Origin of the sequence: uncultured Acetobacterium sp. (assembly GCF_927416815.1) — a bacterium.
Classification (GTDB): Bacteria; Bacillota; Clostridia; order Eubacteriales; family Eubacteriaceae; genus Acetobacterium.
Genome location: NZ_CAKMJU010000068.1, coordinates 54,026 through 67,549 on the forward strand (window position 1 = coordinate 54,026; position 13,524 = coordinate 67,549).

Consider the following 13,524-nt stretch of genomic DNA (forward strand, 5'->3'; position numbering starts at 1 on the left):
GTGTCCGCCCCGATGCGTAGGGTCTGACCCCTTGGTCATTGTCGGTACTGGGTTATATTTTGCTGCGAATCTTTATGAAGATAAAATAAACAATCACAAAATAAGAAAATTAAGGAAGTAAGTATGAACGAAACAAACAAGCAGATTATAGTTGGCCAGCAGTATACCATCGAAATAGTGGACATTACCCATAGCGGTGAAGGGGTGGGTCGGCTTGACAACATGATTGTCTTTGTTGAAGGCGGCCTGCCCGGTGACGTGGCAGAAGTTGAAATTAAAAATGTCAAGAAAACCTATGCGCAAGGAAAATTGCTGTCGATTATCGAATCTTCGCCGGAACGGGTTACGCCAGAATGCCCCTATTTTGAGCAGTGTGGCGGTTGTCAGGTTCTCCATATGAGTTATCAGGGACAGTTACGGGCTAAGTCAAAAATGGTCAAGGATGCACTCGAGCGGATTGGCGGACTAAAGGAACTTGAAGTCGCCCCAATATTGGGGATGGCTGATCCCAGGCGCTACCGCAATAAGGCACAGTTTAAAGTCGATAACAAGGGGATGGGCTTCTATGCCAAAAAATCCCACAACCTGGTGCACATCGCGGATTGCCTGAACCAACCGGAATCAGCAGCAGACGCGATTAAAACCGTTAACGCCCTGATCAAGGATCTCAATTTAAGTATTTATGATGAACGCACCCATAAGGGCTATATTCGGGGCGTCCTCCAGCGGACTAACCTGCAGGGCGAGAATATGATCACCCTGATCATTAACGGTAAGGATTTAAGCCAGCGTCAGGCCATTGTCGAAGGTATTTTGGCAGGGATTCCCAATGTCAAAAGCATCTACGTTAATATCAACAGCGAAAAAGGCAATGTCATCCTGGGTCGAAAAAGTCTCTGTGTTCATGGCGCTGCCCGCTTAGTTGAACAGATTGGCGAGCTGAGTTTTTCGATCTCACCCAACTCTTTTTTCCAGGTCAATTCGAAGCAAACCGTCAAGCTCTATGATACCATCAAAGCTTTTGCCGATTTAAAGGGAACCGAAACGGTTTTTGATTTGTATTGCGGCACCGGCACTATCGGTCTTTATCTGGCTGCCCAGGCCAAACAGGTGATCGGGATTGAAAGTGTCGGTGATGCCATTCTCGATGCCCGCGAAAATGCCGGCCTCAATCAGATTGAAAACGCCAGCTTCCATTTAGGCCAAGCCGAAGATGAAATGCTGAAGATCATCAAAGATCAAGGCCATAAACCCGACCTGATTATTCTCGATCCGCCTCGAAAAGGCTGCGAAGAATCGCTGTTAGCGGCCATTTGCGAATTGGAAACGGCGCGAGTCATCTATGTTTCATGTAACCCGTCAACCCTTGCCAGAGACCTGAAGTATCTGACCGAAGCCGGTTATGCGATAAAGGCTGCTCAACCGGTGGATTTATTCCCGGGGACTGGGCACGTGGAGACAGTAGTATTGATGTCACGGGTTGAGAAATAAACTGCTGAAAAACCTGAAACACAGGTAATTACGGGGTTTAATGATTTTTGAATATCACCAATCTTCCAGAATCCCTTTAAATATTGATAATCGAGAAAATATCAATGGTCAGGTTGAGTTGATGGGATTATTTTTGGATAGGTTGTGTAGACAGCATTGATTTTCAAATATGAATATAGATTTTGATACAATATAGGCCACCTTGTGATGAGGTGGCTTTTTCTGTTTGGACAGAAATGTCTTTGTGATGTGGTTAAACGGATAAGTTTATTTATTTAGTATTGACATACTAAATAAATGGAAGTATAATTTATTTAATTCAAATATACAGAAAGGAGGATTTAGATGACCAACACGATTAAAATGGTATTAAATGAGTTATATCTACGAAATATTACTACCAGAGAACAGCTATTGAGTGAAATTCTTCGTGTGAAAATAACCAGTGAAGCAATTACTGAGCAGCAAATAGTCATAAAACAGGATAAAGAAAAATTGTTTCAACTGATGAAAACATCAACAGAAAAAGAATTGGGCTTCTTTCCAGCGGACAGAGACGACTTTTATGAAATCTTCCACGCACTTGAAGAAATAGACATAATCGATTTTACTTTGGAAATTTTCAAGAATGACAGATTGGGTGTGATCGTCTCACCAAAATATTTGACATCTTTTATCAGAGATCGCATTAAAAAGTCTAAACCGAGAACAATTCTCATTACTGAAGCGGAAAAACATCTGGCAGGGCTGAAGGAATTGGTTGATGAGTTTAGTGATACGCACATAACCTTAACAACGCAGCATCAATTGATGAATGTTCTCTTGAAATTTGTATTTAAAGAATACGCAAGAGTGAAAGTCATGTTTGAATCGATTTATTCAAACTGTTTGGTTGATTCAAAATTTGATTATATTTTCTCAATGCCAAACTTTGGGTACAAACCAGATGAAATCGGGATACCTTTTATGACAAAGGATAGTGATGGGATTGCTTTAGAAAACATGCTGACTCATTTAGATAAAGACGCTGTTTTGGAGATCATTCTTCCAGCTAAGATAACCTTTGCAGTATCCGGCTATGAAAAGCTCCGGGATCACATTACCAAACATTATCACATTCAAAATATTTATATCCTCCCTGAGGGGACTTTCCGCCCGACTACAGCGGTCAAGACTTATTTGTTATCGATTTCCAATCGACCCATCGAAAAAATGGAGGTAGGCGCACTGGCTCTTAATCAGGATAAGTTTGAAGCGACTGACGTGAAGAGCCTTACCCAGTCGGCTTTTTTAAAACATCAGGACTGGCGAATCGAGCTGCTCCTTTCAGAAGACGATGAAAACATCCAGAAGTTTAAGCATTCCCCGCTGGAAAAAATCAAGTTAAAAGAAGTAGCCGAAGTGTTTCGGGGGAAATCAATTCTTAAAAAAGATACCAAGGTCGGCAACATTGGGGTCCTTAATATTTCTAATGTCAATCAGGGAGAAATTGATTACAGCGAGATGGATAGTATCAACGAGGATGAACGTAAGATCAGACGGTACCAGCTGGAAGATGGGGATGTGGTGCTGGCCTGTCGGGGAACCGCCATTAAAACAGCCGTATTCACAAAACAGCAACGGATCATTATTGCTTCGGCCAATTTTATTGTGATCCGACCTCTAGAAAATGAGACCGGCAAAAAAGTCCTGGGTGAATATATCAAGATCTTTTTTGAAAGCCCTACTGGTTTAGCCATTATTAAAAGCTTCCAGCGGGGGACCAATATTATGAATATTAACCATGCCGACATCATGGAAATGGAAATTCCGCTACTGGATCTAGTTACACAGCAACAATTGATCCAAACTTATGAGCAAGAACGGCAGCAATACACCAAAACCATTCAGGTTGCCGAAACCCGGTGGAACCAGAGCAAAATGCAAATATACAACAAATTACAAGGAGGATCATAAATGGCAGTGAATATGGAAATCGAAAACAATTTGTGGGCAATGGCCGATAAACTCAGAGGGAATATTCAACCTGGGGATTATAAGGATGTGGTGTTAGGGCTGATCTTTTTAAAATATATTTCCGACAGTTTTGAAGAAAAGTACAATGAACTGGTGGCCGACGGCGATGAATTTGAAGAAGACCGCGATGCCTACGCTGAAGATAATATCTTTTTTGTTCCACCCAGTGCCCGTTGGGAATTTATTAAAAAAAGTGCCAAACTCAGCACCATTGGTCAGATCATTGATGATGGGATGATTGCCATTGAACGGGAGAACAAAAACCTCAAAGGAGTGCTGCCCAAAAACTATGCCCGACCAGAACTCGATAAGACCAAACTGGGGGAACTGGTGGATTTGTTTTCCTTTAATCTGGGCAGCAAAGCGGCTAAGACTCAGGATATTCTCGGCCGGGTCTATGAGTATTTTCTCGGCAAGTTCGGATCCAGCGAAGGGGAGTTTTACACGCCACCGAGCATTGTCAAGCTGCTGGTTGGGATGATTGAACCTTTTGAAGGTCGGGTATATGATCCTTGTTGTGGATCAGGGGGCATGTTTGTGCAGTCGGCCCGGTTTGTAGAGGAACACCAGGGTCGTAAAGATAATATCCGGGTTTACGGCCAGGAATACACCGCCACCACCTGGCGATTGTGCAAAATGAATCTTGCTATCCGGGGGATTGACGGTGATCTGGGAGAGCGGGATGCCGACACCTTTAGTAGTGATCTGCATAAGAACCTCAGAGCTGATTATATTCTGGCTAACCCTCCCTTCAACGTCAGTGATTATACCCTGATTCAGGAAGATGCCCGTTGGAAATACGGTATTCCCCCGGCCAATAATGCCAACTATGCCTGGATTGAACATATTGTCAGTAAGCTTTCGCCCAAGGGGGTAGCCGGTTTTGTCCTGGCAAATGGTTCGATGAGCACAGCTTACAAGGCTGAAGCCGAAATCCGCCGCAACATTCTGGAAGCCGGACTTGTGGACTGCATCGTTACCATGCCGCCCAATCTCTTTTATAATGTCACCATTCCAGTGTGCTTGTGGTTTATCTCCAAAAAACGGGAAGAACGGAAGGACCGGGTTCTCTTTATCGATGCCCGGAAAATGGGTACGATGGTCACCCGCAAGCATCGCCAACTTTCAGATGAGGAAATTTTGACGATTTGTGATACCTACCACCATTGGCGGGACGGCAGTGATGACTATGCCGATATCCAGGGCTTTTGTAAATCTGCCCAGCTGGATGAAATTCGGGGACATGAATATATCTTGACACCAGGGCGCTATGTGGGTATTGAAGAAGCTGAAGAAGATGATGAGCCCTTTGACGAAAAAATGACCCGACTCACCGAAGAACTGGCGGAAATGTTTGCCAAATCTCATCATCTCGAGGAAGAGATCCGAAAGCGATTGGGGGCGATTGGGTATGAGTTTTAAAGTGGATTTTAACCAAATCTATAGATTTGGTGATGTTTGCCGCGTTATAAACGGAAGGGCATATAAAAAAACTGAATTTCATGATGTGGGAAAGTATGCGGTTCTTAGAGTAGGTAATTTTTTTTCAAGTGATAGATGGTATTATTCTGATTTAGAATTAGAAGAAGATAAATATTGTGAAAATGGGGATTTGTTGTTTGCGTGGTCTGCATCATTTGGGCCTAAAATATGGGATGGTGAGAAAGTAATTTATCATTATCATATATGGAAGTTAGAACCATCTGAACTGGTCAATAAGTTTTTTTTATATTACTGGCTGCTATACTCTAGAGAAAAAATGTTATCTTCTATGCATGGAAGTGTGATGGGTCATTTAACAAAAAGCAGTTTTGAGAATCAACAAATTTCACTACCTCAATTACTAGAACAAAAGAACATTGCTGCCATTCTTTCCAGTTTGGATGATAAAATTGAACTCAACAGGAAGATAAATGATAATTTAGAAGACCAAATGCAGACAATATTTGGTTCTGTATTTTATCCGGAATTAGAAGCCGGTAATAAAGTTAGCCTTGGAGATTATCTTTATATTAAGGGGAGAATTGGATGGAAAGGCTTAAAGAAGGACGAATACCTTGATGATTCAGGTTTTAGAATTATTAATGGTGAGTCGTTAACTGTTAAGGGGATAGATTGGAATAAGGCAGGATATATTTCAGAGGAAAGGTATGCAGAATCTCCTGAAATTATGCTACAAGAAGGGGATATTCTTATTTCAAAGGACGGAACAATTGGAAAAATCGGATATGTTAATATTCTTGATAAACCAACAGCTGTTGCATCGGGAATATTTGTTGTTAGAAATTTAAAACCTGATGAAGTTTCAACTGTATTCATATATTGTCTTTTTAAGTCAGTTTACTTTAATCATTTTATTGCAAGTAGAACAGAGGGAAGCGTTATACCACACTTATATCAAAAAGATTTTGTTACATTAGAAATACCATTATTATCGGAAGAACAGTTAAGATTTTTTAATGAGTCTGTAACGTCACTATTTGAACTATATTTTTCTAATAATACGGAAAACATCAGATTGGCTAGTTTAAGAGATACGTTACTTCCAAAACTCATGTCAGGTGAGTTAGATGTTTCGGAGATAAATCTTATAGTACGATAAATTTTAATTTAGAGCAGCAAGCTCAGGCTATTTATGATTCAATGTTCATAACAAACGCTAAACCTGAATGGCAAAAAGGATCTTTATCTGACTTAATTACAGTGAAATACGGTAAAGACCATAAGAAGTTAGCGGATGGCCATTATCCAGTGCTTGGTTCAGGTGGCATTATGAGATACGTCGATCGACCACTTTATAATAAAGAATCTGTTCTGATCCCGAGAATGGGAACACCCGGCAATGTATTATATGTTAATGAACCTTTTTGGTCTGGTGATATCATGTTTTATACAGAGATGAAACGTAATAATATTGCTAAATTTGTTTTTCATTTCGTCAGAAGCAAAGATCTTGTTTCACTAAATAATGGGTCAGCTGTTCCAAGTATGACCACTCAAATTATGAATGGTATGGAACTATCAATACCTGATGACCAGCAGCTAAACACTTTTGAAACATTAGTTGCACCAATGTATAAAACAATTCAGGAAAACACCAAACAATCAAAAAATTTGGCAATTATGCATGATACAATTCTACCTAAGTTAATGTCTGAGGAACTTGATGGCACTAATATTAAAAGCAAAGCTGCTAAATTATCATTTAAATAATAGAAAGTATCTAGTTATCAAATCTACCAACGAGCTAATATCCCTACAAAATCACATTTTGTTAATATCACAATTTATCAGGAGGTTGAATGCGTGACAAAAAATATCTTTTACGAGTCCCAGCTGGAAGAAGCGGCCCTAGAATGGTTTGAAGAATTGGGCTATGAGGTGGTCTTTGGCCCAGACATTGCCCCAGAAGGGGAATACCCGGAGCGGGAGGATTACAGCGAGGTGATCCTGGCAGAGCGGTTAAGAGACGCCTTGGGGCGGATCAATCCGGGAATGCCTGAAGCTGCCATTGAGGAAGCCTTCCGGCAGATTACCATCACTCAGAGTCCCAGCCTGTTGATGAATAACAAAGCCTTTCAAAAGTTGATTACTGATGGCGTCGATGTCAGTGTTAAACAGGCCGATGCCAGTTATAAAACCGAAAAAATCTATCTTTTTGATATGGAAAAACCGCTGAATAATGAATGGATGGCCGTGAATCAGTTTACCATCGTTGAGCATAGCGTCGAAAAACGGCCGGATATTCTAGTCTTTGTCAACGGCATCCCGCTGGTGGTTGTAGAGCTAAAAAGTGCCATTGCTGAACACGTGGACATCAGCGATGCCTACAATCAGCTGCAAACCTACAAGGCGGTGATTCCCTCCCTGTTTACCACTAACGCCTTTATGGTCATCAGTGATGGCATCAATGCTAAGGCTGGAACGCTAACCTCTGATGAAGATCGCTTTATGTCCTGGCGGACTATTGACGGGGAGGGCACAGCACCGGTTTCGATTCCCCAGCTGGAAGTGCTGATCAAGGGGATGTTTCAACGGGACCGTTTTCTGGATATCATTTCGCACTTTATTTTGTTCCAAAGTGACGGGAAAGACTTGATCAAAATCCTGGCTGGTTATCATCAATACCACGCCGTCAATAAGTCGGTTGACAGCACCGAACGGGCCACGCACCAAAGCGGGGATCGTCGGATCGGGGTGATCTGGCATACCCAAGGCAGCGGCAAAAGTCTATCGATGGTTTTTTATGCCGGTAAACTGGTGATCAATGAGGAGCTGGAGAATCCTACCATTGTGGTGATTACTGACCGGAACGATCTGGATGATCAGCTTTACAGCACCTTCCTGAAGTCAAAGGATTTATTGCGATGCACCCCAGTTCAGGCCAACGACCGGGATCATTTACGGGAACTGCTGAATAATCGGACCAGTGGTGGTATTATTTTTACCACCATCCATAAGTTTGCGCCAGCGATGAACACAATCCGAGAAGATACCCCCGAATTGAAGGTGGCAGATGTCCGGGCGGGTTATGTAAATTCAGTGTTAACTCAGCGCAGCAATGTGATTGTCATGGCGGATGAGGCCCACCGCAGTCAATACGGCTTTGGGGCGGAAGTGGTTGCGGGAGCAGCCGGAGCAGATATTAAATACGGCTATGCCAAATATATGCGGGATAGTTTGCCCAATGCCTCTTATATCGGCTTTACCGGTACGCCGGTGGAACTGACGGATAAAAATACCAAGGCGGTTTTCGGAGATTATATTGATATTTATGATATGACCCGGGCGGTGGAAGACGGTACCACGGTTAAAATTTTCTATGAAAGCCGGATTGCAAAGCTGGAGTTGCCCGAAGCCATGAAGCCCACGGTGGACAACGAGTATGATGAAATCACTGAGTATCAGGAATTGTCTGAGAAAGAAAAGTTAAAAAGCAAATGGGCCCGACTGGAAGCTATCGTCGGGGCCAACCAACGGGTTAAAAAAATTGCCGCCGACATTGTCGAACATTTTGAGAAAAGAGAAGCTGCTCAGGTTGATCGTGGCGGTAAGGGGATGATTGTCTCGATGAGCCGCCGGATTGCCGTGGATCTTTATGATGAGATCATTCGGTTGCGGCCAGATTGGCACAGTGATGAGCTGATGGCTGGAAAGATAAAAATCGTCATGACCGGCAGCTCGTCGGACCCCCAAGCCTGGCAGAAACACGTTGGCACCAAGTCTACTCGAGAAACCCTGGCTAAACGAATGAAGGATAAAAATGACGAACTTAAGCTGGTCATCGTCCGGGATATGTGGCTGACCGGTTTTGATGTGCCTAGTATGCACACCATGTATATTGACAAACCGATGAGTGGGCACAACTTGATGCAGGCGATTGCCCGGGTTAACCGGGTCTTTAAGGATAAACAAGGGGGGCTGGTGGTTGATTATATCGGCATTGCCGAAAACCTCAAGGCAGCGCTTCACCAATACACCGACAGCGACCGCCAGACCACCGGTGTCGATACCGACGTGGCGGCACAGGTGCTGTTGGAAAAACATGATCTGATCAAAGAACTGCTCCATGGTCATGATTACAGCCAATTTTTTAACGGTAAGGCCAGTTCCCAAATGCAGGCCATCACCCAAACCATGGACTATATTATTGGCCTCCGGGAAGAACGGAAAAATGACTACATCCGCCTGGTGACTGAACTGGCCAGAGCTTACTCCCTTTGTGCCACCACTGAAATCGCAGAGAGTTTGAATTTGGAAGTCGGTTTTCATAAGGCGGTAAAAGCCGGTCTGATGAAATTTATCAGTGATGATAACAAAAAGAAGACCACCACCCAGCTGGATAATGAGCTCAATCAATTAATTTCCAAAGCCATCACCTCCAATGAAGTCATTGATATTCTGGATTCTGTTGGTCTCGGAAAACCCGATATCGCCATCCTTTCGGATGAATTCCTGGAGGAAGTTCGGGGAATGAAACAGAAAAATCTGGCCGTTGAGCTGCTAAATCGGCTACTCAAAGGGAGTCTCAAGTCATTCTCCCGGAAAAACCTGGTTCAGTCGAAAAAGTTCTCAGAACTGCTGGAAGCATCGATCCGGAAATACCAGAATCGAACCATTGAGACCACCCAGGTCATCATCGAGCTGATTGAGTTATCTAAAGAAATCGCCGCCGCCGCCAAACGTGGGGAAGCAACTGGGCTGTCCGAAGATGAGCTGGCCTTCTATGACGCTCTGGCTGATAACGAATCAGCTCAGGAGATCATGGGTGAAGACATCCTCAAACAGATCGCCCGGGATCTGACCGTGTCCATCAAAAAGAATATCAGTGTGGACTGGGCGATTCGGGAAAGCGTCCAGGCAAAGATGAAAATGACCATAAAACGGTTATTAAAGAAATACGGATATCCGCCAGATAAGACCGAAAAAGCAGTGGATATTGTGATGGAGCAGACGATGCTGATGTGCCGGAATGAAAGTCGATAAGGGGGAAGAAATGGAAAAACTAATTCTTTTTTTAAAAAATGAATTTCCTAAAGATGCATTAGAGATCCAGGAATGCATCGAATTACTCAGCCAATGTATTGGTGGCAGTGTAGAAAGCATTAAAGATGCCTTCAACAAAGCTGTCGATGTTCGTGATTATAATAAGCTGACAACATTACAGGAATTACTTCAAACAGTCGATGAAATCCAGATTAAATTGGAAGATTATACGGAACAACTCCAGTTGGATGAGGAAATCGAAGATGAAATTATCAGCGTAGAAACCGGCGAAGATGATACGAAAGAACTGCCAGATTATGAATCACTAAGGGTTGATCAAAAGATTCCTTATACCTTATACGACGATTACACGCATAAAAGACCGGCTGCTTTTGAGATCTTTGGGAAGCGCCATGATGCTAAAGATTGGAAAGAGGTGTTTGTTAGCACCTGCCAGGAATTAGCCCAAAAAGACAAAACAAAATTTGAATCATTTGTCATCGACAAAACGATGCAGGGGCGAAAAGTTGCATATTTTTGTAAGGATGGCAAAGGTATCCGATCGCCCAGAAAAGTCGAGGGCACGGACATATACGTCATGACAAACATGAGTGCCAATCAGGTTCGAAATGTGATTGGACGAATGCTAAGAAAATTCGGGATCAAAATCAATGAGTATAAACTGTTTTTAAAGGCTGATTATACTGCAAGGCATTGAACTTATATAACTACAAAAAATGACTAATTTATAGTCATTTTTTTTGTACATTTTTTATTCGTTGTTTTCGTTGATTGACTGCCCAACCACAAATCGTACTACAATAAATTTTATTTTTTCTTGATTTTAGAATTTGAAAGTAGTTAGGGCATGTTGGATTTGCACATTTTTTCACAACACTAAAACGTGGGTTCAGAAAAAAAATAGAAAAATAAATAGCGTTAATTAGATCAGGGATATCCCAAGAACCTAACATAGATTCGATGTTGTATTTTGGAATAATATTCCGAGTATTATAATCAATTTCTTCTTTTAGTATCATTTTTGCTGTTTTTAGAATTATCTCCTTTTGATTTTCATCAGGTTTAGGATTGAGTGATTCTTCAACATATATGCCATCTGTTTTATGTATAGAATATATTTGGGATAAAGATAAAACATATTTTAAAAACTTAAGTTGCAGATTTATATGTGGTGGAACCGTTTCAAAGTATTGATAATTTTCTTCAAACTGTAATTTTTTTTCATGAAAATAGAACAGATCTGGATCAATCTCAGCGTTTTCAAACTCGTAAGAATTTTCAGGTTCTAATGTTAAAACACCGATATCAATGAGATCTTTACGAATTTGATGCTCTGCAGATTGATATAAATGTTTATTCTGGTTTGTGTTTTTTCTATGGTCAGATATTGTAATAGAAGGCATAAGTATAAAATAAACAAGGTTATCTGTTAAAATTTTGTATGAAGGTTCTATTTTATTGATCTCCGTAATAATTTCTACTAGATATCTGATTCTTTTTATTATCTCAAAAATTTCATTGCATGAATATATGCTGTATTTTTCTGACGAAATGCTAAAAATAAAACCGTAGCTTTCAATAAATTTCACCAGCTTTTTTTCGTTTTGATCAGGTAACGAAATCAATTCCATTAATAAATCATGTTCCTCTGAAGAATCATCTGCTTTATAAATAGAATTTGTATAATGAAATTTAATGACTTCATTTTCAATCTTAGTAATTCGAATTTTTTTCTGATAATATTCTTCACAATCGTAATCGATGTAAAAATCAACCAAACATTTTGGATTTGAAAAAGTAAAACCGGTATTTGTTGTGATTAAACCTTGGACAGGTTGAGCATCTTTTTTTTCCATCAAAATTACCTCGATTCTATTATTGTCATTAATAATAACATACATAATTATATTTATCAATTTGAAAATCATTTTAATAGTAATTATTAATGTGTAAATATATAAATATTAATTGGAAAAAATCATTTAAATATAGAAATATATATAATAGAATCATTGATAAAACAGTATGTACGAATGACTAATGTTGTTTTATAATTAAAATACAATAAATTAAGGAAGGTATTGAAAATGAAAGAAATTCGTGATTACAAAAGTCGTATAGCTTGTCTGGCAGATGCAGCAACAGGAAAGATTGAAATATTGTATAAAAAACATAAAACAATCATGACAATTCCTGTTGGTGGAATAGTAAGAATTGAACGAGAAGATGTAGTAACTATCATTGAACGTTCAGAAGAAAAATTTCTGATAGAAAGAATAACAAAGACAGTTTAAAATCCATGAAACGAAAATCAATATATAGAGCTGCATGACGGCCTGGATAAGTTCTCACATTAGAGAGCTATCTAGGTCGTCTTTTTGTTTAATCGATCGTTTTCTGCAGATTTTAAAAACAAACCAGAGGAGCAAAAAATGTAGGCAATAAAAGATTGCTTGGTTTGAAATCTTTTTTACTTGTCGTCAAATCGATTCAAAAGTCTTCAACGACAGCATCATATTACAACAAGAATAGTAAATATGACTCTTAACCAGAAGAAGATGAAAATCAAAGAAATTCTAATCATGCGGCTTTGAGATGAGAGCACAGTAATTAAGTTCTCATCTGAGCGCCGGACGCTCAAAAAAATTAATATTCACAGGCCTGACTAGCTATAAGGGCATGGGATACGAATATTGTCCGTCACAACAACAATGTGACGGGTGCAATATGAAGTACCCTTATTTCCTTATGCTTTTTTTTCAGGCAAAGGTCGGTGTACTTCAAAGGCACCGGCTTTATTTGTTTCCCTTGCCCTTCTGCGAGAACCAGGCAGAAAGGCAAGGAACTTTATGAGAAAGTTTAAAACCCCAGAGAAAAGTCGGACTAGCTACACGTATTATTCAGTAGATGGATCAAAAATTGAAATTATGCCAGATGAAGATAGAGTGAGCACTTCTGTGATTGCTGTGCTTCATGCGTGGGATGATCAGGAATTCAACGCTAATAACAGAGAAATTTATCATATTCCGGTTCACCTGGAATCTTACCAGGATGCGAGTGATGAAGACGCCACCGACCGCAATCCCTATCTGATTGACCCGGAACCCAACCCGATGGAGAACTTTATTCAGTCAATTGACGCCGGTGAGCACGAGGATCGATTGGCAAAATTAAGATCAGCGATTGAAACTCTCCTGCCGCAACAGAAAGCTTTAATTCAAAAAGTGTTTTATGAAGGCCGCACGAATGTGGATATCGCAGCCGAAGAAGGTGTTAGTGAAGCAGCGATTCGAAACAGACTGAAAAAGATATTTAACAATCTCCGCAAAAAAATCTAAAAAAGGGGGGTTCGAATACCCCCATATTTTCGCAGTGCGCCCGGCATGGGCGCAATCTAACGGGTGAAAGTCCCGAGCACGGGTAGGTAGTGCCAAGTGCATAGCTCAAGGCAAGGGTGTCCCCGGCGACGGGGAATCTGAAGGAAGCCGGCGGCAAACTTCTGGTCTGACG

General features: G+C 40.9%; 10 protein-coding genes. 9 read left to right on the plus strand and 1 reads right to left on the minus strand.

The window, feature by feature from the left end; genetic code table 11:
- The first annotated feature begins 123 nt into the window (after positions 1–123).
- The 7 genes from rlmD (at position 124) to QZ998_RS10660 (ending at position 10,711) form a co-directional block, all read left to right on the plus strand.
- A complete protein-coding gene (rlmD, locus tag QZ998_RS10630) occupies positions 124–1,491 on the plus strand; it encodes a 23S rRNA (uracil(1939)-C(5))-methyltransferase RlmD (RefSeq protein WP_296560442.1) in 1,368 nt (455 codons plus the stop codon).
- Positions 1,492–1,836: 345 nt separating this feature from the next.
- The gene (locus QZ998_RS10635; RefSeq protein WP_296560444.1) at positions 1,837–3,447 is read left to right on the plus strand and encodes a restriction endonuclease subunit S; all 1,611 of its coding nucleotides are present in this window, start codon (positions 1,837–1,839) and stop codon (positions 3,445–3,447) included.
- On the plus strand, positions 3,448–4,929 hold the full coding sequence (locus QZ998_RS10640; RefSeq protein WP_296560446.1) for a class I SAM-dependent DNA methyltransferase: 1,482 nt from the start codon (positions 3,448–3,450) through the stop codon (positions 4,927–4,929).
- Complete coding sequence (locus QZ998_RS10645; RefSeq protein ID WP_296560447.1) at positions 4,919–6,109, plus strand: restriction endonuclease subunit S; 1,191 nt, start codon at positions 4,919–4,921, stop codon at positions 6,107–6,109. Before QZ998_RS10640 ends, QZ998_RS10645 begins: the two co-directional genes overlap by 11 nt.
- 41 nt (positions 6,110–6,150) lie before the next feature.
- Entirely contained in the window at positions 6,151–6,720 is a 570-nt protein-coding gene (locus QZ998_RS10650; protein ID WP_296560449.1) for a restriction endonuclease subunit S, read from the plus strand.
- Between the two features lie 93 nt (positions 6,721–6,813).
- On the plus strand, positions 6,814–9,993 hold the full coding sequence (locus QZ998_RS10655; protein WP_296560452.1) for a type I restriction endonuclease subunit R: 3,180 nt from the start codon (positions 6,814–6,816) through the stop codon (positions 9,991–9,993).
- A gap of 10 nt (positions 9,994–10,003) precedes the next feature.
- On the plus strand, positions 10,004–10,711 hold the full coding sequence (locus QZ998_RS10660) for a hypothetical protein (RefSeq protein ID WP_296560454.1): 708 nt from the start codon (positions 10,004–10,006) through the stop codon (positions 10,709–10,711).
- A 34-nt stretch (positions 10,712–10,745) separates the two neighbouring features.
- On the opposite strand, the gene QZ998_RS10665 is transcribed toward QZ998_RS10660, so the two are convergent.
- The gene (locus tag QZ998_RS10665; protein ID WP_296560456.1) at positions 10,746–11,870 is read right to left on the minus strand and encodes a hypothetical protein; all 1,125 of its coding nucleotides are present in this window, start codon (positions 11,868–11,870) and stop codon (positions 10,746–10,748) included.
- A gap of 231 nt (positions 11,871–12,101) precedes the next feature.
- Between QZ998_RS10665 and QZ998_RS10670 the strand changes: the two genes are divergently transcribed.
- Both QZ998_RS10670 and QZ998_RS10675 read left to right on the plus strand, forming a co-directional pair.
- Complete coding sequence (locus tag QZ998_RS10670) at positions 12,102–12,308, plus strand: hypothetical protein (protein ID WP_296560457.1); 207 nt, start codon at positions 12,102–12,104, stop codon at positions 12,306–12,308.
- Between the two features lie 555 nt (positions 12,309–12,863).
- Positions 12,864–13,352 carry a sigma-70 family RNA polymerase sigma factor gene (locus QZ998_RS10675; RefSeq protein WP_296560459.1) on the plus strand — a complete coding sequence of 163 codons (489 nt, stop codon included), beginning with the start codon at positions 12,864–12,866 and terminating at the stop codon, positions 13,350–13,352.
- The last annotated feature ends 172 nt before the right edge of the window (positions 13,353–13,524 follow it).